Source organism: Sporosarcina siberiensis, assembly GCF_042681925.1.
Lineage (GTDB): Bacteria > Bacillota > Bacilli > Bacillales_A > Planococcaceae > Sporosarcina > Sporosarcina siberiensis.
In genome coordinates this window covers 90,341-110,824 of sequence record NZ_JBHUGI010000006.1, presented here as the reverse complement: position 1 = coordinate 110,824, position 20,484 = coordinate 90,341, and the positions used below count along the sequence as shown (strand labels likewise).

At 37.4% G+C, this 20,484-nt stretch carries 18 protein-coding genes; 4 read left to right on the top strand and 14 right to left on the bottom strand.

The genetic code is table 11. The features are described 5' to 3' along the window. Nucleotides 1-52: 52 nt before the first annotated feature. Together megL and ACFSFY_RS03495 are read right to left on the bottom strand one after the other, a co-directional pair. The gene (megL, locus tag ACFSFY_RS03500) at nucleotides 53-1,270 is read right to left on the bottom strand and encodes a methionine gamma-lyase (protein ID WP_381535780.1); all 1,218 of its coding nucleotides are present in this window, start codon (nucleotides 1,268-1,270) and stop codon (nucleotides 53-55) included. A gap of 105 nt (nucleotides 1,271-1,375) precedes the next feature. Further along, nucleotides 1,376-3,226, bottom strand: coding sequence for a sensor domain-containing diguanylate cyclase (locus ACFSFY_RS03495; RefSeq protein ID WP_381535779.1), 1,851 nt, complete (start codon nucleotides 3,224-3,226; stop codon nucleotides 1,376-1,378). Between the two features lie 336 nt (nucleotides 3,227-3,562). Between ACFSFY_RS03495 and rpsD the strand changes: the two genes are divergently transcribed. Further along, entirely contained in the window at nucleotides 3,563-4,165 is a 603-nt protein-coding gene (gene rpsD / locus ACFSFY_RS03490) for a 30S ribosomal protein S4 (RefSeq protein WP_381535778.1), read from the top strand. A 276-nt stretch (nucleotides 4,166-4,441) separates the two neighbouring features. Beyond that, a complete protein-coding gene (locus ACFSFY_RS03485; RefSeq protein ID WP_381535777.1) occupies nucleotides 4,442-5,008 on the top strand; it encodes an NADPH-dependent FMN reductase in 567 nt (188 codons plus the stop codon). 95 nt (nucleotides 5,009-5,103) lie between these two features. On the opposite strand, the gene ACFSFY_RS03480 is transcribed toward ACFSFY_RS03485, so the two are convergent. The 3 genes from ACFSFY_RS03480 to ACFSFY_RS03470 all read right to left on the bottom strand — a co-directional run bounded on the left by ACFSFY_RS03480 (nucleotide 5,104) and on the right by ACFSFY_RS03470 (nucleotide 8,187). After that, nucleotides 5,104-5,430, bottom strand: a complete 327-nt coding sequence (locus tag ACFSFY_RS03480; protein ID WP_381535776.1) for a four-helix bundle copper-binding protein — start codon at nucleotides 5,428-5,430, stop codon at nucleotides 5,104-5,106. 126 nt (nucleotides 5,431-5,556) lie between these two features. Beyond that, entirely contained in the window at nucleotides 5,557-6,603 is a 1,047-nt protein-coding gene (locus tag ACFSFY_RS03475; protein WP_381535775.1) for a stage II sporulation protein P, read from the bottom strand. An 84-nt stretch (nucleotides 6,604-6,687) separates the two neighbouring features. Next, nucleotides 6,688-8,187, bottom strand: coding sequence for a multicopper oxidase family protein (locus tag ACFSFY_RS03470; RefSeq protein ID WP_381535774.1), 1,500 nt, complete (start codon nucleotides 8,185-8,187; stop codon nucleotides 6,688-6,690). Nucleotides 8,188-8,538: 351 nt separating this feature from the next. On the opposite strand from ACFSFY_RS03470, the gene ACFSFY_RS03465 reads away from it, so the two are divergent. Continuing rightward, a complete protein-coding gene (locus tag ACFSFY_RS03465; protein WP_381535773.1) occupies nucleotides 8,539-8,928 on the top strand; it encodes a cytochrome C oxidase subunit II in 390 nt (129 codons plus the stop codon). Between the two features lie 140 nt (nucleotides 8,929-9,068). Here ACFSFY_RS03465 and ACFSFY_RS03460 read toward each other — a convergent pair whose 3' ends face one another. The 9 genes from ACFSFY_RS03460 to ACFSFY_RS03420 form a co-directional block, all read right to left on the bottom strand. Further along, a complete protein-coding gene (locus tag ACFSFY_RS03460) occupies nucleotides 9,069-11,483 on the bottom strand; it encodes a heavy metal translocating P-type ATPase (RefSeq protein WP_381535772.1) in 2,415 nt (804 codons plus the stop codon). A 115-nt stretch (nucleotides 11,484-11,598) separates the two neighbouring features. After that, entirely contained in the window at nucleotides 11,599-11,799 is a 201-nt protein-coding gene (copZ, locus tag ACFSFY_RS03455) for a copper chaperone CopZ (RefSeq protein WP_381535771.1), read from the bottom strand. A 66-nt stretch (nucleotides 11,800-11,865) separates the two neighbouring features. Beyond that, nucleotides 11,866-12,153: a metal-sensitive transcriptional regulator gene (locus ACFSFY_RS03450; protein ID WP_381535770.1), complete on the bottom strand. Its 288-nt coding sequence runs from the start codon at nucleotides 12,151-12,153 to the stop codon at nucleotides 11,866-11,868. Nucleotides 12,154-12,339: 186 nt separating this feature from the next. Further along, on the bottom strand, nucleotides 12,340-13,386 hold the full coding sequence (locus tag ACFSFY_RS03445; protein ID WP_381535769.1) for a C40 family peptidase: 1,047 nt from the start codon (nucleotides 13,384-13,386) through the stop codon (nucleotides 12,340-12,342). Between the two features lie 338 nt (nucleotides 13,387-13,724). Continuing rightward, complete coding sequence (locus ACFSFY_RS03440; RefSeq protein WP_381535768.1) at nucleotides 13,725-14,303, bottom strand: redoxin domain-containing protein; 579 nt, start codon at nucleotides 14,301-14,303, stop codon at nucleotides 13,725-13,727. A 209-nt stretch (nucleotides 14,304-14,512) separates the two neighbouring features. After that, the gene (gene ftsX / locus ACFSFY_RS03435) at nucleotides 14,513-15,397 is read right to left on the bottom strand and encodes a permease-like cell division protein FtsX (RefSeq protein WP_381535767.1); all 885 of its coding nucleotides are present in this window, start codon (nucleotides 15,395-15,397) and stop codon (nucleotides 14,513-14,515) included. Beyond that, the gene (ftsE, locus tag ACFSFY_RS03430) at nucleotides 15,394-16,074 is read right to left on the bottom strand and encodes a cell division ATP-binding protein FtsE (protein WP_381536041.1); all 681 of its coding nucleotides are present in this window, start codon (nucleotides 16,072-16,074) and stop codon (nucleotides 15,394-15,396) included. Before ftsE ends, ftsX begins: the two co-directional genes overlap by 4 nt. Before the next feature lie 296 nt (nucleotides 16,075-16,370). Next, entirely contained in the window at nucleotides 16,371-17,186 is an 816-nt protein-coding gene (gene spoIIP / locus ACFSFY_RS03425) for a stage II sporulation protein P (protein WP_381535766.1), read from the bottom strand. A gap of 49 nt (nucleotides 17,187-17,235) precedes the next feature. Then, nucleotides 17,236-18,159 carry a plastocyanin/azurin family copper-binding protein gene (locus ACFSFY_RS03420; protein WP_381535765.1) on the bottom strand — a complete coding sequence of 308 codons (924 nt, stop codon included), beginning with the start codon at nucleotides 18,157-18,159 and terminating at the stop codon, nucleotides 17,236-17,238. Nucleotides 18,160-18,398: 239 nt separating this feature from the next. Between ACFSFY_RS03420 and ACFSFY_RS03415 the strand changes: the two genes are divergently transcribed. Continuing rightward, the gene (locus ACFSFY_RS03415; protein ID WP_381535764.1) at nucleotides 18,399-20,438 is read left to right on the top strand and encodes a copper-translocating P-type ATPase; all 2,040 of its coding nucleotides are present in this window, start codon (nucleotides 18,399-18,401) and stop codon (nucleotides 20,436-20,438) included. Nucleotides 20,439-20,484 lie beyond the last annotated feature (46 nt).

Genomic DNA, 20,484 nt, shown 5'->3' with positions numbered 1-20,484 from the left:
AAGATACTAAAAAAGCTTCGACAATCTAAATTAATGATTGTCGAAGCTTTTTTTATTTTGAAGTGTTTTCTGCGAGTACTTTTTCTGTCGCTTTAAATGCAGAGTCCAAATCATCAATTAAATCCTGTGCATGTTCCAGTCCAACGGATAAACGTAACAAGGAGTCAGTAATGCCCATTGATAAACGATCCACTTCAGGAACACTTGCATGTGTCATAGTTGATGGGTGTTGAATAAGCGTTTCTGCATCGCCAAGACTAACAGCAATCTTAATCAACCCTAGATTATCCATAAACTTCTGTGCTCCTGATTTGCCGCCTTTAATCGTAAAGGAAATGAGTCCTCCCCCTGCTTTCATCTGACGTTTCGCAATTTCAAATTGAGGATTATCTGGATCAAACGGATAAAAGACTTCCTCTACGAGCTGCTGACCTTTTAAATAGCTAATTACTTTTTCTGCATTGGACGTATGGCGCTCCATACGAACAGACAATGTTTTTAAACCACGAATTAGAAGCCACGCATCGAATGGAGACATAATTCCCCCATAATCTTTATGAATGGACCCCCTAACCAGGTCCATCTCTTCTTTATCTTTCCCTACTAACAAGCCTGCGATAACGTCGCCATGGCCATTAATATACTTAGTTGCACTGTGAAGCACAAAATCTGCTCCAAAATCAAGTGGGTTTTGTAAATAAGGTGACGAGAATGTATTGTCTACTACAACTTTTATACCATGTTTTTTCGCTACATTTACGACTGCTTGTAGGTCCACAAGTTCCATCGTAGGATTAATAGGCGTTTCGACATAAATGCAAACTGTTTCAGGCTTAATGGCTTGTTCAATTTCTTCTTCAGTTCCCATCTTTACTAAATCATGTGTAATATTGTATTTTTCATTCATAATACCAAGGAGACCGAATGTACAGCCATAAATCCCTCTAGAACACAAAATATGATCTCCGGATTTTGTCAAATGTACGAGTATGGAACTAACAGCAGCCATTCCTGAACCAAAAGTTAACGTACTTGCACCATTTTCAAGTGCTGTCATCCTTTCTTCAAGCACGCGTACTGTCGGGCTGCCAATTCTTGAATAAACATAACCATCTTCCTTACCAGAAAAACGGTTTTCCCCTTGAATCGCAGACTCGAATGCATAAGTAGAAGTTTGGTATAAAGGAACCGCTAAACTTCCTTTATGTTCTTTGTCATCGTACCCCTCATGTATAACAGTCGTATCTTTGTGAAATTGTTTTTTACCCATTTGAAGCCACCCCTGTCTATTCTTAATTATTAATCTCTTCTATATTTATATTACACTCTATTCTGACAAATAAAAAGAGGCACGTCTTGCATTTTATATGCTAGACTATGCCTTATTTATTATCACTTGATTTTTACCAGTTTCCTTAGCAGTATATAATGCTTTATCCGTATATTGAAACAGGTCTTTAAATGTTGCTTCTGGATTCGACATACATCCATTTACACCACAAGATAGCGTAACAGAAGGATTTGTTCGGAGTGGAATCTCACGTACAAATTTTTCCGCAAGATAACTACCTTCATGTAAGTCAATTCCGGGTAAGTAAACGGCAAACTCTTCTCCTCCCCATCTTGCAGCAATTCCTTTACCCGCTATTTCTAAGAGAACGTAGGAAGAGATTTGTTTTAGTACTTCGTCACCAATCCCATGTCCATAGTTATCGTTCACGAGTTTAAAATCATCTATATCTATTAGGATTAAAACGCCGCCTTCTTCTAACTCAATTGATTTCTCCACGAACTTATCAAAATATCTTCTAGCATATAGTTTTGTTAAATAGTCTTTATCAGCAAGTTCCTGCAACTGTTCACGTAACATAGAATTGGCTAAAGCCAATGATGAGTGGCCAATAAGGGATTGCATTAACTTAAAGTTCTCAAAAGAAAAATAATATTCGTCTTCATGCAAGGCTAAAACAAATCCAACAACTTGTTCATGATTTGTAATTGGAATTGCAATGACTGATTCATAAAGGACTTCCTCTTTTAGAGTGCTACTAAAACTCGGATCGAATACGGATTCTTTCCCTGCTATAAGTTGCTGGGATGTATAATCAATATAGTGTTTACCGTTTGCAGTAAGTAAAAATTCCGATGTCATATTTGTAATTTTACAGATTTCCAGATCATTGTAAAAGACAAATGCGATTTCAGAAGGACGAAATGCTGTGAGTAATTGCTGTTTTAAATAAGCAATCATTTCTCCGAAATACATATTGCTATTCAATTTTCTTGATACTTCATTCACCAAACGTAAATCTTCATTAATTCTATGAGCTTGATCATAAAGACTTGCATTTTCAAGTGCACTTCCAGCCGTATTTGCAAGCATATTTATAAAGTTTCGTTGTGAACTAGAAAAAATATAATCTAAAGGAAGCATTATTTGTAAAATCCCGTATATCCCTTGTCTTCCTTTAATAGGTACATTAATAATTTTTTCAGATAAATCCACGGCATCTTCGATGGTCATTTCACCTGAGACAAATGCATCCACGGCTGATGGTCGCTCACTTTTATAATTAAACAACTTATACGTTTTTGTTAATTCTCTATAATCTTGTGATAACAATAATTCCGTATCAAACGAAGGATAGAAATCAGCTATCGTATGAATGATTCCATCAAGAATAACTTGACTGTCCATTGTTGAATTGAAAAGTTCAGTAGTATTAAATAATTGCCTGAAATTATTTTCCCTACTAATAAGAAGTCCCATTCTTCTCACCATCTGTATTAAATGACTAACTGTTTTCTCTAGGTCTATATAAGAAGAGGTTTTCGAAAAGTTACGCCATTTCTCTGTTGATTCAATAAGAAAAATACCGAGTATTTCATCTTCATCATTGACAAATATAATAATTTCATCGATTTTTTCATAACCTTTTTCTCTAAATAAATTAATGTAGAGGTCTTTATTCTTTATTGAGCCTTCCTTTATATTCTCAAATTGTTTAAGCATAATTTTTTTTGAATTCGAATTTTCCTCTCCAAGCGGCATGAATTCACCATTTTTGTAAGAAAGGTAATCTGTGTTCTCGACTCCAAAGTTTTTATGAAAGGTTACTTTTAATGCCTCAAACCAAAGAGTATTAGATTGAAAAGCTGTATCTTTAGACCATAGATCGATTAAGTCTTTTTTAATTTCATATAAAGTCGCTTGATGATTCGTCACTAAATCACCCCTAATTCGAATTTAAACTAATCTTCTTCACTATCATAATACATTAGAACTATAAAATCCATCTTTTTCAATTAGTTCTTTGAAACCATTCTTCTTCTATAGTTCTTGCTTGACACTAGGCGCACAGATTGTTATGATAAAAGTTGTGTAAAATATTTGCAGCAGTTGTGTGTTTCGTTTATCTAGTCTATTCCTTTTTATAAGGTGCACCGCGTAACTTCCTGGCTGCGGAGGCGAAGATGCAAGATAATAGAATGGCTTACGGATTGAACGCATCTGGTTCTTATTTTACAACAAAATAAAACCAAATTAGAGGAGGAGACATTCATGTCTCGTTATACAGGTCCAGCATGGAAACTATCCCGTCGTCTTGGTATTTCACTAAGCGGCACAGGTAAAGAAATTGAAAAACGTCCTTACGCACCAGGACAACACGGTCCTAACCAACGTAAAAAACTTTCCGAGTACGGAATGCAATTACAAGAAAAACAAAAACTTCGTTTCATGTTCGGAGTAAACGAACGTCAATTTAAAACAACGTTTGACCAAGCAGGTAAAATGCCTGGTAAACACGGTGTTAACTTCATGATTCTTCTTGAAACACGCCTTGATAACATTGTTTACCGTATGGGTCTTGCTCGTACACGTCGTGCATCTCGCCAACTTGTAAACCACGGTCACATTTTGGTTGATGGCAAACGCGTTGACATTCCATCATTTAAAGTTAAACCAGGTCAAGAAATTTCTCTTCGTGAGAAATCTCTAAACCTTGACATCGTAAATGAATCACTTGAAGTGAGCAACTTTGTTCCTGAATACGTAACATTCAATGTGGATACTAAAGTTGGTCAATTCGTTCGTCTACCTGAGCGTAGCGAACTTGCAGCAGAAATCAATGAAGCACTTATTGTTGAGTTCTACTCACGTTAATCGTGATATTCTGCAAAGAGTAGAGTTGAAAGCCCTAAAAAACTTGTTAAATCAAGGTTTTAGGGCTTTTTTCTATTGGGCTGACCTTTTACAGGTTCATACATTAAACAGCAGATATTCGATGCTAACCGGGACTACTAAAAATCAATGAGGGCTGTTTATAAAAATAAATGAAATGAGTATTTTGTTGAAGCTTATAAACAGATTGATTGAATATCTTGAAAGCAAGGTATATTATTAATGATGTTGATTAATAATTATAGAGGAGTTTTGGATATGTCGATTAAAGTAAAAGCAATAATCGGAAGTACAAGTTCTACATCATACAACTTGAAGTTGGTTGAACATATGAGAAAGCGTTATGCAGGGAAATTAGAAATTACACCTGTCTTTGTTAACGATCTCGAAATGTTTTCAATTGATATAGAAAGCAATCCACCAGCAAACGTTCAAGATTTTAAAGATAATGTTAAAGATTCGGATGCTGTACTATTTGCAGTTCCTGAATATAACTTCTCAATTCCAGGCGCTTTGAAAAACGCAATTGACTGGTTATCACGTGGTGGGGATTTCACACTTCAGAACAAGCCGGCATTCATTGTAGGATCTTCTATGGGGCAATTCGGAAGTATCCGTGCGCAACTTCACTTAAGAGAAATTCTTTCAAACCCAGCATTAGCACCTACTGTACTTCCAGGTAACGAAGTATATGTTGGTTCAGTTCATGAAAAATTAAATGAAGTTGGCGAACTTACGGACCAGGCCACAATCGATTTCTTAGATTTGGTTGTTCATAACTTTATCGAGTTCTACAATAATACAAAAGTTACTGTTAAGGCTTAATTGGTCAAACAATCATAAAAACCGACACTCTCGAGGAGTGTCGGTTTTTTATATGCACAAATAAAAAGAAGTAAAATTCAATTTCTGCACATTACTTAAGCCGCCATTTTTCGGCATGCTTCAGCACATTTCCTACAAGATTCAGCACAGCGTTGACAATGATCATAATCATGTTTGGCACATTCTTCCGCGCAGCGTTCACAAATCTCTGCACAAAGTTCTATAATCTGTTTAGTAAATGGACTATTGCGGGTAATTGCTTGTGCTGCATATGCACATATATCTGCACATTCACGGTCCAAGCGAATGCACTCGGCCATCATTTTCACATCTTCCTCTTTTAAACAGGCGTCAAAACAGGTATTACATGCCTCTAAACATTCTAAACACGCTTTTAAGACTTCTTCATATTTAGTATTCATGGACTTACCTCCTGTTATTTTGTAATCTGTATTATTTTTCCCTGAAAAATAATTTTAAAACTCAAAATTAATAAATCCTTAAAAAGTCCTTATTTCTCTTCATTTGTGGACTTTCTATTAAACCGATTACTTTTCTCTATGCCAATAATAATCACTCAGTACATCCGCTAATGCTTCTGTAGTCCGTTTAAGTTCTTCAAGTGTATTATCGACTCCACCAATTTCTACAATAACCGCATTTGGAGACATATCTTGGTTATAAACACCGTTTCCTTGAGTGCTGTCCTTCGTAATTATTCCTTTTGACAAACCCGGATACTGCGTAGATAACAGTTTATCTAATCCTTCAGTGAATTGAAGATTTTTCGTATAATTTTCGTGCCCAGTACCTATAACAAATAAGAGACGTGCAAAATTATCTCCATTTATTTCTTTAGTAGTAGATTTTCTTCGAAGTGAATCTCTATGTATATCCAAGAAAATTTCCAAGTCTTTATTTTCAGTGCTTGCAGATTTCACCCTTTCTCCTGATATCTTATATGAACTATTAAAACCTAGCCCTCTAAAACTAAGTTCTTGAACAATATCAGCTGAGTCTACTTCAGTACCTATGCCCCTTCTTCCCAAAGCTTTCCCAAGCATTTTTCCTACTATCGTAATATTTGCTTTTGAGTGGTAAGCATCCTCTGGCTTTTTAGTGTCTTTAAAATAGGGCAAAAAAGATTCCCTGCTATGGGAATGATATATATATACGACCTCTTTACCAAAAGTAGAGTGTAAAGGATCTCTAGGAGGTATTTGGGGAGTTTTCATATTTTCAAAAATCGCGTCAAATCTCTTTTTGTCAAAGTTTCTATTTTTCAACAGATTTTTCATCGCCGGATTAAATTCATCTCTATCTAGTTGCTCCAATTGGATTTCTTGCTTATTAGTCTCTTCAACCTCTCCCTTTGATAAGCTTTCTGTTTTATGTAAGGCCTCCGCTTTTAAATCAGCTATGCCTTCTAATTTATCCAGTACATATCTCTCTTCATTTTCATCACTTTGAATATAGAACATTAGATATAAAAGAGCTAATAACCAAATCACAAATAAAGCAGTTGCTAAGTAAAGTAAAATTTTAAGTAGTCTTTTTCCATCTTTTTTTGGGGGGGTTTCTTCTGTCTGACTCAATATGTACCACATCTCACTTCAAACAAATTTTAAAACAGCCCGCGTGACTTTATGCACTCGGGCTGTTTTAATATTAATCACTTTCTATTTTACTTCTATTTGCCCCATCATACCATTGTCCTCATGTTCAAGAATATGACAATGGAACATATACACACCTTTATGATTGAATTGGATAGCTATTTTTACTCGTTCCCCTGGATGAACGGCGATACTGTCTTTCCAACCTTGTTCATTTTCCGCTGGTTCTTCCCCATCTCTTGAGATTATTTTAAACTGTGTTCCGTGAATGTGAAATGGATGTATCATGCCGCCCATCATATCTTTTTTATTGTAAATTTCCCAAACCTCTGTGACCCCTTGCTCTTGTGTGAAATCAATTCTTTCAGGATCAAATTTCTTGCCATTTATTGTTACCATCTCCATCATTCCAAAAAGTTCTATCTCCTTAGTGACTGGTAAACTTTTCTCTTCAGATGTTAATGCAAAATCATTAAGCTCTTTTTGAATTTCTTCAGTCTCCCCATTTTGACCCGAGACATCAAACGGTAAAAGGATAGATCCATCCTCATTTATTAATGCCAGATCATTTGCAGTATTAAGCTCTGCAAAATCAACAACAATTTCCGCTCGTTCTGAAGGTGTCAGTGTAATTTCGTTAAGTGTCACCGGCGCATTCAAAAATCCGCCATCCGTTGCAATTTGAACAAAGGAGTTCCCTGTATTCAATTTAAATGTGAAATTCCTCGCATTCGAACCATTTAATAAACGGAGACGTACTTTCTCTTTATTTACAGTCAACTTGGGATTAAGTGTTCCATTGATTAATAACGTATCCCCGATTGTTCCGTCATCATTCATTGCGGCTCTGTAATTCAATTGTTTTTTATCGTCAAATGTTTTATCTTGAAAAATCAACGGTATATCGTTTTTCCCATAATCAGTTGGTAATCCAAGACTTTTCGAGTTGTCATCTTCGATATAAATCAAACCTGCAAGACCGTTATATACCTGTTCAGAGGTTTTCCCTTCTGGATGGGGATGGAACCAAAGTGTTGCGGCTTCTTGCTCCACTTTAAATTCAATAATCTTTTCTTCTCCCGGTTTAATCACATCATGGGGCCCACCATCTGCATCTGCCGCTACTTCCAGTCCATGCCAATGAAATGTTGTATTCTCATCGAGCTCATTTATCGCTTTGATTTTCACTGTGTCACCTTTATCCAAACGAAGCATCGGTCCTAAAAATGTCCCATTGTAGCCATACGTATTTGTTTCAATACCATCAAATATTTCAGTCTTGCCTATTTGCGCTCTAACAGTGTATGCGACTTCTTCCTCGTTATCACGTTCAAGCATAGAAGGGATTTTCAATTCATTCTCCCCTGTTGAGTCATTTAAACTTACAACCTCATTATGACTCATATGTCCATTTCCCATCATATTTCCACCCATATTCCTCATTGAATCATCCATTTCTTCATTATCCATCATGGGATGATTTGGTTGTGAATTCGCATTACTACAACCACTAATAACCAATATACTAATCGCTAACAAAGTAATTTTCATTTTTATTCCCATTACTTATTTCCCCTTTTCTTTCGATTATTTCATTTGTAGTGTAACAAAATAATATGAAAAAATTATGCAGGTGAAAGATGTGTATGAAAACCGTCATAATAAATGCATACATTCTGCATATTTTATTGGAACTCTAAAAGGTAGATTAATCCTTTAGATGCTTCTATTCGTTGTATTTAAGGTCCTTTTCTTCATCTATGCACTATTGATTAAAGAAAAGTTTACTCCTCAGTAATACTCGTTCATAATTTCGTCTTATCCTCTCCATAGAAATTGGATATATGACGGCTATCATTATGTATAAGAGGGATACAAAGAAATCAATCCCCAAACATATAGGAGGTATTCATTTTGAGAAAATGGTTATTATCAGCGATTTTTTTAAGTACTTTGTTCGTTCTTGCCGCTTGTGGCGGGAAGGATACGAGTAATGATACTGGGCAGGTAGAAGACACTGGTTCATCGGATGAAGCAAGCGTTAGCAATGAATTCAATATTTCAGCAATCAACTTTGAATTTGATCAGGCAGAATACACTGTAAATGCTGGTGAAGAGGTGAAAATCTCTTTTGCAAACGAAGAAGGGATGCACGGGATTGCTATCGATGGTCTTGATGTAGACATTAAAGGCGATGGAGAGGCAACTTTCACACCTACAGAGCCAGGCGAGTATACAATCTATTGTAATATTCCTTGCGGGACAGGACATGACGATATGAAGTCAACACTGATTGTCAAATAGCCTGAAAACTCCCAAGTAATCTAAGAAGGGGTTCTATGATTGTCGTTAAACAATTTTAAAATGAAAAAGAGTAGGATTAGGAATAAATTCCCAATCCCACTCTTTTTTTAAATTTCCCTTGGACACAATCCGATAAATCATTACTTCAAATTAACTTTTTGCAAACGCAAAGCATTCAATACAACCGACACCGAACTAAATGCCATTGCTGCTCCTGCAACCCAAGGGGCTAATAAACCAATTGCAGCGATGGGAATTCCAACCGTATTGTAGAAGAAAGCGAAAAACAAGTTTTGTTTAATATTTCGCATTGTTTTTCTACTCATAATAATCGCATCTGCCACACTGTTTAAGTCACCGCGCATAAGCGTGATATCTGCCGCCTCTATCGCAATGTCTGTACCGGTTCCCACTGCCATACCAATGTCCGCCATTGCAAGTGCTGGCGCATCATTGATTCCGTCCCCGACCATTGCAACTTTCTTGCCCTGATCTTGCAGCTTTTTAATTTCATCACTTTTTTGTGCCGGCAATACTTCCGCAATGACGTGGGTTAGACCAACTTGGCTAGCAATTGCCTCTGCTGTACGTTGGTTGTCACCAGTGAGCATAATAACATCCAGACCCAATTCGCGCATTCTAGCAATCGCTTCTTTGGACGTATCTTTCACCGTGTCCGCTACTGCTACGACACCTGCAAGTTTGTTATCAATAGCAATCAACATGGCTGTTTTTCCGTCACTCTCAAGTTTTTCCATTGAAACTTCCGAATCTAATATCTCTATTTCACGTTCGTTCATTAACCTTCTTGTACCGACTAAAACGGCTTTACCACTGACATTCGCCTGAATCCCATAACCCGGTAATGCTTCGAAATCAGTTATTTCTAGTAAGGATAAGCCCTTTTCTGTTGCACCTTTAACAATTGCTTGTGCTAAAGGATGTTCCGATTGATTTTCGGCTGTAGCAACCAATTGCAGAACTTCATCTTCCGTAAAGCCTGCCGACACTGTAATATCTGTTAAAGCAGGTTGACCTTTAGTTACTGTTCCTGTTTTGTCCAAGACAACTGTGTCGATAGAGCGCGTGTTTTCCAGGTGTTCCCCACCTTTAAACAGTAAACCCATTTCAGCAGCTCTACCTGAGCCAGCCATTATTGACGTCGGCGTTGCTAATCCTAAAGCACATGGACAAGCAATAACCAAAATCGAAATCGTCGGAATCAAAGCCGAACGAAAATCGCCCGGTGTTACTAAGAAAAACCAGACTAAGAATGTCACAACCGCAATCCCAACGACAACCGGCACAAAGACTCCTGAAATTCTGTCTGCTAAACGCTGAATATCTGCTTTCGAGCCTTGCGCTTCTTCAACTACTTTTACAATTTGTGCTAATGCCGTATCTTTCCCTACGTTTGTCGCCATAATTTGTAAGGAACCATTTCGATTGATCGTCGCACCAATGACTGCATCTCCCGCAACTTTATCAATCGGAAGGCTTTCACCCGTAATCATTGACTCATCAATTGCGGAACGTCCTTCAATAATCTTTCCGTCCACTGGAATCTTTTCACCAGGTTTCACAACAATCGTATCCCCTGTGATAACTTGTTCGATCGGTAGTTCTACTTCAACACCATCTCTTAACACTCTTGCTGTTTTAGCCTGTAAATCAAGTAATTTATGAATTGCTTGGCTTGTTTTTCCTGTTGCACGTGCTTCAAATAATTTACCAAGAACAATTAACGTAATAATGACAGCTGCCGCTTCATAATACAGTTCGGGGCTTCCAATACTCCCCGCATTCATCCATTCAAATGATAAATAGAGACTGTAGAAATATGCTGCACTCGTACCCAATGCGACCAATACATCCATGTTCGCACTTTTATTTCGAAGCGAATTAAATGCCCCTTTGTAAAATTGAGCACCAACGATAAATTGAACAGGTGTTGCAAATGCAAGTTGGAGCCAAGGATTCATAAGTATTTCGGGCATATAGATAAATGATAAAAACTCAAAATGCGCAACCATCGTCCAAAACAACGGAATCGTTAATATTAATGAAAAGATGAATTTTCTTGTTTGACTTTTAATTTCTTGTTCTTTATGATCCATCTTATCTTTATTATCTTGTTTGGGAATCAATTCAAAACCCATCTTTTTGGTTGCAGTAATCATGTCAGTAGCTTGAATTTGTTTACTGTCATATTCTACGGCAAGTGTTTCCATTGCAAAGTTTACGTTCGCTTTCGAAACACCATCCATTTTATTAATGCGTTTTTCAATTCTCGCCGCGCACGCTGAGCATGTCATACCCGTAATATCGAACGTTTCCTTCTCTTGTATGATATGATAACCAAGTTTTTCGACCCGTTCAGTGAATTCATTTATATTTGTTTTCGTTGGATCAAAAGTGATTGTGGTACTTTCCATGGCAAAGTTGACATTCGCTTTCTCTACACCATCTATTTTCGATAATCCTTTTTCAATGGTGTTTGCACATGCTGAACAAGTCATGCCCTGAATTTGCAAGGTCTTTTCTGTTGTTGCCATTTGCCTCTCCTCCAATACTTGCCGGGGGTATATTATTATTAAAAAGAAGGATTATACCCAAAAGTATAATCACATACACCGCTTTATACCCAATACGGTGTAAATTAAAATGAAGTTAAACTAAATCAAAGCCTTGATCTTCAATTGTTTCCTTAATTTGAGCCAATGTAGATTCGTTGTCGAACTCTACCGCAACTTCGTTATCTCCCAAATTTACTTTAACCGCAGAAACACCGCTAAGTTTCCCTACACTCGTTTCGATTGAATTCACACAGTGATTACAAGACATGCCTTCTACTTTTAACGTTTCTTTCATAATAAATTCCTCCTCTTTTAATGTTATTAACTTCAAGCTAAGATATCTTTTAGAAATAAATAAAAATTATTTCGTCATTGTCTTCATAACGTCCATTAATTCCTTAATCGCAGCATCACCATCTTGGCCTTTAATTGCCTTCACTACACAGTGATGTGTATGATCTTCCAGTAAAGCTAAGGATACTTTGTTCATGGCTGATTGAATCGCACTGATCTGATGTAGAATATCCACACAGTAACGGTCATTCTCGACCATCTGATGTATACCCCTCACTTGCCCTTCGACACGCTTTAAACGGTTGAGAAGTTGTTGTTTATTTGGTTGGATAGTTTTTTTAGTTGTTTCTGCCACGATGTTCCCTCCTCACCAATTACATATACCCCGTACCCCTATAATAGCGTATTTCCTTAGAGTAGTCAAATAATATCTTGAAGGTCAATTCATTTCATCTATCTGAATTAATGATTTATTTTACAGAATAAAATAGACACCCATTCTTTTTTTCAAAAGAGGGATGCCCATTTCACGTTAATGAATTTAGTTTTTCGAAATCGCAGTAAAAATAGCCGCTGAAAACTCTGCTCGTGATGCTTCATTTCCAGGATTAAAGTTTGTTGTTTGGAATACCTTTGTTTGGTCGAGTGTCTTTAATGCATGAATCGCTTCAGAAGCCCAATGACTTGAAGGTACGTCTTTATATGTCTGTGCGGCTTGTTGTTCATTCTTATCCATTTCTTCTTGAAGACCAAATGCGCGATCAACAACGACCGCTAGTTGTGATAGAGTAAGTTTGTCATTCACACCAAATTCCTCAGTTGCATATCCCTGAAGAATTCCCGCTTCATTCAGCGCTACAATATCATCCAAGAATGCATAATCCGGTGAAACATCTTTGAATGTCACTTTAGTCGTTGCTTCTAGTTTAAGCACTCGATTTAACATCGCAGCCGCATGTCCACGTGTAATCGGTATTTCGGGCTTAAATGTTGCGTCAGTGTACCCGTTGATAACACTCATTTCATTTAGAGTAATGATAGCGTTATATGCAGGATGTTCCAACGATAAATCTTTGAACTTATCACTCATAGATTGTGCAGCCTCCTCAGTTTCAGGATTATGAGCTACGCTGACATTTGCAACACGTTTAGCTCCCGCGTACTTAGGTGCCCAATATGGATTTGTCTTCAGGTTCGCTTTCAAGACCCCACCGCTTTTTGCCGATATAAACTCATCATTCCCTAAATAAACACCGGTATGGGAAATACCTTTTTTGTATGTGTTTGCAAAGAACACCAAATCTCCTGGTTGTAGCTTGTCCTTGCTAATCGCAGTTCCCACCCTGAACTGATCTACTGAAGTTCTTGGAAGGCTAATGTTAGCATTATTAAAGACATATCTGATATATCCCGAACAGTCAAATCCTGCAGGGGTCGTACCGCCGAACTTATAAGGTGTACCGTAAAACTTTTTCGCATAAGTTGCAATTTCATCCGAAGTCGATGCACTAACTTTATTTGACGATATAAATGGTATTATACTAAAAAGAAACACTACGACTAGTATTTGAATGAATCGATTTTTCATTTTACACCCCTATTGTTTTTTTATTGTCTCTTTTTTCCGACATCCTTATTTATCACTTCCTGTATAACTTTAGCATAATAACTATCAATATCATTTTACAAATCCAATACATTCACATTACAAAAATAAGGATTAATTAAGGAGAATCAATGCACTACTTTAGCAATTCGTCGTGTATCTTCGATATGCTAAGCAGGAAAAATCGTCTAGATTTATAATCTAGACGATTTTTTTCAGACCCATTATTTTCATTGTTGGAACTTGCCACAAAATGTATCTTCATAGTCTACTAAGCAAACGGATAAAGAATAGTACAACAGCGTAGAGTGTGGCTTCAGTTAATCAAGATTATCAACAAGTTCTTTTATTGTTTTTTCGTCCATTGGACCAATAAACTTTTGCTCGATTGTCCCATCTGTGCTAATCATATACGTCGTAGGAATTGACATAATCTTATACATCCCCATAACTTCCCCATCACTATCAAGTGGTATCGGAAATGTTAGCCCGTATGCATCAACAAATTTCTTGACGCTCTCAGGCCCTCGCTCTTCTTTCGTCATATTTACGGCAATGATTTCTACGCTCGCGGAATCTTTATGTTTTTTATAGTAATTTTGCATATGCGGCATTTCTGCCTTGCATGGGCCGCACCAAGATGCCCAAAAGTTAAGTATAACTTTTTTCCCTTTATAGTCCGACAGCTTTATTATGTCGCCTGAAAGCGTAAAAAGCTCAAAATCAGGAGGTGTATTTCCTTTTTCAAGCCCAGACTCATACTCAATCGTTGTACTATCTACCCCAGTAACAATTGTTTCGATTGGCTCCGCTGTTTCTAGGTTTGATTTAACCATCAGGACAATCAACGTACCGATAATTAAAGCTGTTATAACTATACCTACAGTCCGCTTATTCACAATTGTGCCTCCGTTTCATTTTTTGTCACTACCCTGAAATAATGGTTTTCCTAAAAAAAGTCGATGAAAAACATCTAGACGATAGCCGTCCCTTTAAGTCCCATCTCTTTAAAAAGAATGCGAGTAATTGTACAATTATTGATAGCAGTAAAGAGCTATTTAACTCCACTCAATGTAAAAATGCTCCATTTAGCTCATACAATTCCTTGTTATACTTTTAAAAATTTTCGAACGGCCACGAAACTACCACATAGCCCAATAAAGACACCCATAAAAAAGATTAGCCCATTTAGTTGATAAAGTAAGGGAGTCATATTCAGCAATTGGAAAAACTCTCCTTCTAGTCTTGGAGCCAAATAGTTATGTAGATTCACATAGAAAACTGTCATAATACTCATTGGTAGGATTGCCCCTAATATGCCAAGCCAAATACCCTCAAGAAGAAACGGAATACGAACGAAATTATTCGTTGCCCCGACAAGTTTCATAATCCCAATTTCTTCTTTTCTCGCACCAATGGTTATCCGAATTGTATTCGAAATTAGGAACACGGCCGTGAAGAGAAGTCCAAGATTTAGCGCAAGACCAACGTTACGACTCGAATTCACCACTTTAAAAAGTTTCTCGACCTTTCTTTTCCCATAAACAACTTCATAAACATACTCATATACTTTAATTTTTTCCGCGACAATGGCAATTTGTCGAGGGTCTATTGTCTTTATATAAAACGCATGACGAAGCGGATTATCTTGTTTATATAACCCTAATTCATCGCCATAGTTTTTAATCATTTTTTCCAACTCTTCTTCTTTCGATGAATATCTTACATCAAGAACGCCATCCGTGACACGAACTTTTTCTTCGAATTCGGTAATTGCTTTTTCATCTGCTTTAAAATCTACAATCACTTTTATTTCAACATCGTTTTCAATATGATCCGCCATTTTATTCAAATTCATCATGATGATCATAGAAATCCCTACTAGAAGAAGTGTAACGGTTACAGCACCAATCGAAGCAAATGTCATCCAACCATTTCGACCGATGCTTTTAAATCTTTCAAAAATATGTCTCTTTAGTGTTTTAACTTTCATAGGCTATAATTGCCTCCGTACTCGTCACGTGTAACAATACCACTGTCAATTGCAATGACGCGATGTCTGATCTTATTCACGATATCTTTGTTATGTGTTGCCATAATGATTGTCGTTCCATGTGCATTTATTTGTTCGAAAATCTGCATAATCTCCCATGCAGTATCCGGATCCAGGTTTCCTGTTGGTTCATCTGCGATGACAATCTCGGGAGCGTTTACAATAGAACGCGCGATTGAGACCCGTTGCTGTTCGCCACCTGAAAGCTCGTTTGGAAACATACGCGCCTTCTGTGTAAGTCCTACAAGTGCAAGAACATCATTCACTTTGCTCCTTATTTGAACTGGCGAATCTTCAATGACTTCTAACGCATACGCCACATTTTCATACACGGTTAATTTCGACAAAAGTTTAAAGTCTTGAAATACTACCCCAATCTTTCTTCGTAAGTATGGAATTCGCTTTCTACGTAGAGTTGCAAAATTAATGCCATTTACAATAATATCACCGCTTGTTGGAATGTCTTCACGGTACATCATTTTAATAAATGTTGATTTTCCAGCCCCGCTCGGACCAACAACATATACGAATTCACCACGGTCAATTTCTATATCAATACCGTTTACTGCAACTACGCCGTTTTTATATTTTTTGTAAACATTTTTCATTGTAATCATCATAAACCTACCTTCAATTAAAAATACTTGAATAGATTCATCCTTCAGATAATGCCCATATGCCCAAATTGAATTATTAAAGTGTAAAGGCATTAGATCAATAGTCGGATTCATCATCCCCCTGCTGCACTTGTGTACAGCCATTTACTGCTTTATTAATATTCTCCTCCTTCAAATCCGAGTATACTTATTATTTATGCATTTTTAATGAAGATGGTAAAACAAGTGGCAAAGAACCGTTCTGATGAAACTAATAAAGCCCTTAGAAACTCCATAGCGAGTTTCTAAGGGCTTTATTAGTTTTCGGGTATTTTTCCGCTCAATAATGTCTGTGAAACGGCTTTTGCAAGTACAGCCGATGTCCTGTTTAGTTCCGCTTCATTATTTCCAATCCCACCCATTTCAACCAGAACAAGACGTTTATGAAGATCCTGATTGTATTTTCCATCCACACCATGACCTGATTTGAACACGATATTCTTTGTTATATTTGGCACTATCCGTTCCATACCCGCCATCAACTCTTTTGCCAATTCTTGATTTAATTTGAAGTTTGGATGATCCCCACCGATAACAAAAACGACTTGCGCAAACTCCTCACCTTTGTAAGTGACTGTCGTTCTATCTGCTTTAAGGGAGTCGCGGTGAATGTCGAGGATGATATCATAATCCGCATCGTTCAACGCTTTCTGTACATATGGCCTAGTAACATTATACGATTTATGAAACGGAATCCCCGCTTTTTTCATTTCCGCAGTAATATCGACATCAATAATATCTGTCCCTACCCCATTGAACTCTAGTTGAGATTTAATTGTTTTACTTAGTTTCATAATATTCGCTTCCGGATGGTAAACTGCAATTTTCCCGTCATGCTTAAGCGTGATTGGTTCAAACGCTTCTTGTGAATGTGTAGCGTATAAAAGCGCACGTATTCCTGCTTGGACTTCTGGTTCTAGTTCGATGATATTTGCTGCGTAAACTAATTTCCCCATATCCGGTGAAGTTACTGTTACTTTTTCCGGTATTTCACTTGGAATCTGTTCCAAAACAATTGGAAACAAGAAAAGGAAGAAGATAAGCGCACTCCAGATTTTCAACGATTTTTTCATGGACAACCCTCCGTAAACCAATATATGCATCGTACGTATGTTAAAGTATTTAACTTACAATAAATCGTCCAATCATCCCTAATTCCTTATGTCCTGGAATCGTACAATAAAATTCATAAACACCAGATTTAGTGAGGGTAAATGTTAGCATCTCCATATTTTCAGGTGCAGCATGGAGATGTAACATATTTTTATCTGCTCCATGATTATGTTCGGACTTCTTTATCCTATTAAAGAAAGAAGTCCGAATTTCAATGTCATGATCAATCTTATCCAAATTTGTGAGAGTTAATGTAATTGGTTTATCTTTCTCAACAACAATTTTAGTTTTTGAGTACTTCATTTCAGTAGTTTCTATAGCAATAAATTGGCTGTTCTTATTAAAACCTTCTGTATTATTAATTGTCGACGAATGACCACTATGTTGTAACTCCGAATTCTTTAGTTCCCCATTCTTTTCCGCCAATGAATTTCCCGCTATTATATATACTGCTATAAAAACTGAAAGTAAAACGGGCTTTAAAAACCATCTTTTATTTTCTATTTTAGTTTCTTTCGAACTTTTTAAAATGATAATAACAAAAATTGTACTGATTGATAAAAATAAAAAGATTTGTATCAAATTAATAGACTGGTTTACAATAATCATTTCACCTAGCATTGCCCCCATCATGCCACCCATCAAGCCGGCCATTACTCCTTCTAGCACGGAGAGTATTCCGAAACAAAACCCGCATAAAGCACCTGCAAGAAAACCTATAGCCATTGATAGAATTGTTGAGAAATATAAATTCCCTTGATAGGTTACACCGAATAGGACACCAGCAGTCAAACCTACGTTCATACCAAAAAACATTGAGATCATCATTCCATGCATCGTTCGAAACTTTTTTCTCCAAACTATCGCCAATGTAACAACGATTAATGTTAACAAGCAAAGTGAACCTAATATAAATAATTCATAGTTCCCCATCAATCCCCCACCTTTTCAAACTAAAATATATTTATGCTTCCATATTTCAACGAAAGTTTATATACCTTATAAGGGTATGTAATATATGTGAACTACATGACTGGCATCTGGGGGTAATCACACCTTTCTGAATATAAAAAGAACATAAATCTCGCAAAGCCTCTGCATAGTTCCTGCATATTTGCTAGGTATACTTAAGATATACTTATAACTGGATAAATGAGGGAGGAGTAAATTCTATGTCAAATCATTCACACGACCATCATAATGAAAATGATGAACATCTTACTCACGAAATTTCGCAGTCTCATGAAGGTCACCACAATCACCATGATCATCACGCACATATGGTAGAAGATTTTAAAAAGCGATTTTTTATATCATTGATTGTGACCGTTCCTATTTTGATTCTGTCACCCATGATTCAAATGTTTCTTAGTGTTGACTGGCGTTTCACAGGAGACATGTACATTTTATTCGCACTATCAACATTTATATTCTTTTATGGGGGATGGCCGTTCCTTGTAGGTGCAAAAGATGAGCTAAAGGATAAAATCCCTGCCATGATGACACTGATTTCATTGGCTATTATCGTGGCTTATGTATACAGCACAGCTGCTGTGTTCGGTTTTGCAGAAAACGATTTCTTTTGGGAACTGGCTACACTTCTTAATATTATGCTACTCGGTCACTGGATTGAAATGCGTTCTGTAATGGGTGCGTCTAAAGCTTTGGAAGAGCTAGCAAAGTTGATGCCCTCGGAAGCACATCTGATGGATGATGACGGGAATATAACAGAAGTTGATGTAACCGAGTTGATAAAAGGAAATCGTGTACTTGTCAAGCCTGGCGAAAAAGTGCCCGTAGATGGAATGATACACGAAGGCAAATCAACAATTGATGAATCGATGCTAACAGGTGAATCGGTCCCAGTCGAAAAAGAAGCTGGATTGGAGGCTATCGGAGGGTCAATTAACGGTGAAGGTGCACTTGTTATTACTGTCATGAAGACAGGGAATGAAACCTACCTCTCGCAAGTCATTACTTTGGTGAGGGAAGCACAAGAATCGAAATCACGGGCACAAGATCTTGCCAATAGAGCCGCGAAGTGGTTATTCTACGGTGCGCTGGCTGCAGGTCTTCTTACTTTTGTTGTATGGATTTCACTTGGATATCCCGTATCATTCGCGATGGAAAGAATGGTAACCGTGCTAATTATTGCCTGTCCGCATGCTTTAGGTCTGGCAGCTCCACTAGTAGTCGCCGTCTCAACATCTATAGCAGCCAAAAATGGACTTCTTATACGAAATCGAGCAGCTTTTGAAGGCGCCCGAAATATTGAAGCCGTTGTTTTCGATAAAACAGGAACACTTACAAAAGGTGAATTTGGTGTAACAAACATCTACACATCTAATGATTTCAGTGAAGAGGATGTTATTTCCTATTCGGCTGCAGTCGAGGCTCAATCCCAACACCCTCTCGCAAAAGGAGTAACGAGGAAAGCCGAAGAAATGGGCCTCCCTCTTAAACGAGTGGAGAACTTCCAATCATTGACCGGTAAAGGTCTGGAAGGGACGGTAGATGGCAAACAAGTCTTAGTCGTCAGTCCTGGCCATGTAAAAGAGTTAAATCTTGAATTTGATAACGTTCAATTTGACAAGTGGTCATTGGAAGGAAAAACTGTCGTATTCACGTTGATTGACAACAAACTTGCCGGTATGATCGCCCTTGCAGATATTGTCCGCGAAACGGCAATAGATGCTATCAACAAACTAAAAGAAATGAATATTAAATCTATCATGCTAACAGGTGATAATTTACAAGTGGCACATTATATAGGTGAACAACTCGGAATGGAAGAAATCTTTGCTGAAGTACTTCCACACGAGAAATCCGAAAAGATTGAGCATATCCAAGAAGTTGAGGGTCTTCGAACTGCTATGACTGGGGACGGAGTAAACGATGCCCCCGCTCTTGCAAAAGCCCATCTAGGTATTGCTGTAGGTGCTGGAACTGACGTGGCCATCGAAACAGCGGATGTCGTTCTTGTCAAAAGCAATCCGCTTGATGTTGTAAATGTGATAAAGCTATCAAAGGCAACCTATCGCAAAATGAAGCAAAATTTATGGTGGGCAGCTGGATATAATATTCTTGCAATCCCGCTAGCTGCTGGCGTTCTCTATAACTACGGAATTGTTCTAAGTCCGGCAGTCGGTGCTATCTTAATGTCTCTAAGTACCGTTATCGTAGCAATTAATGCACGTTTGTTGAAAATTTGATGGTGTAATCACAATTTCCGAAACAAAAACTCCACGGGAAGGTTCT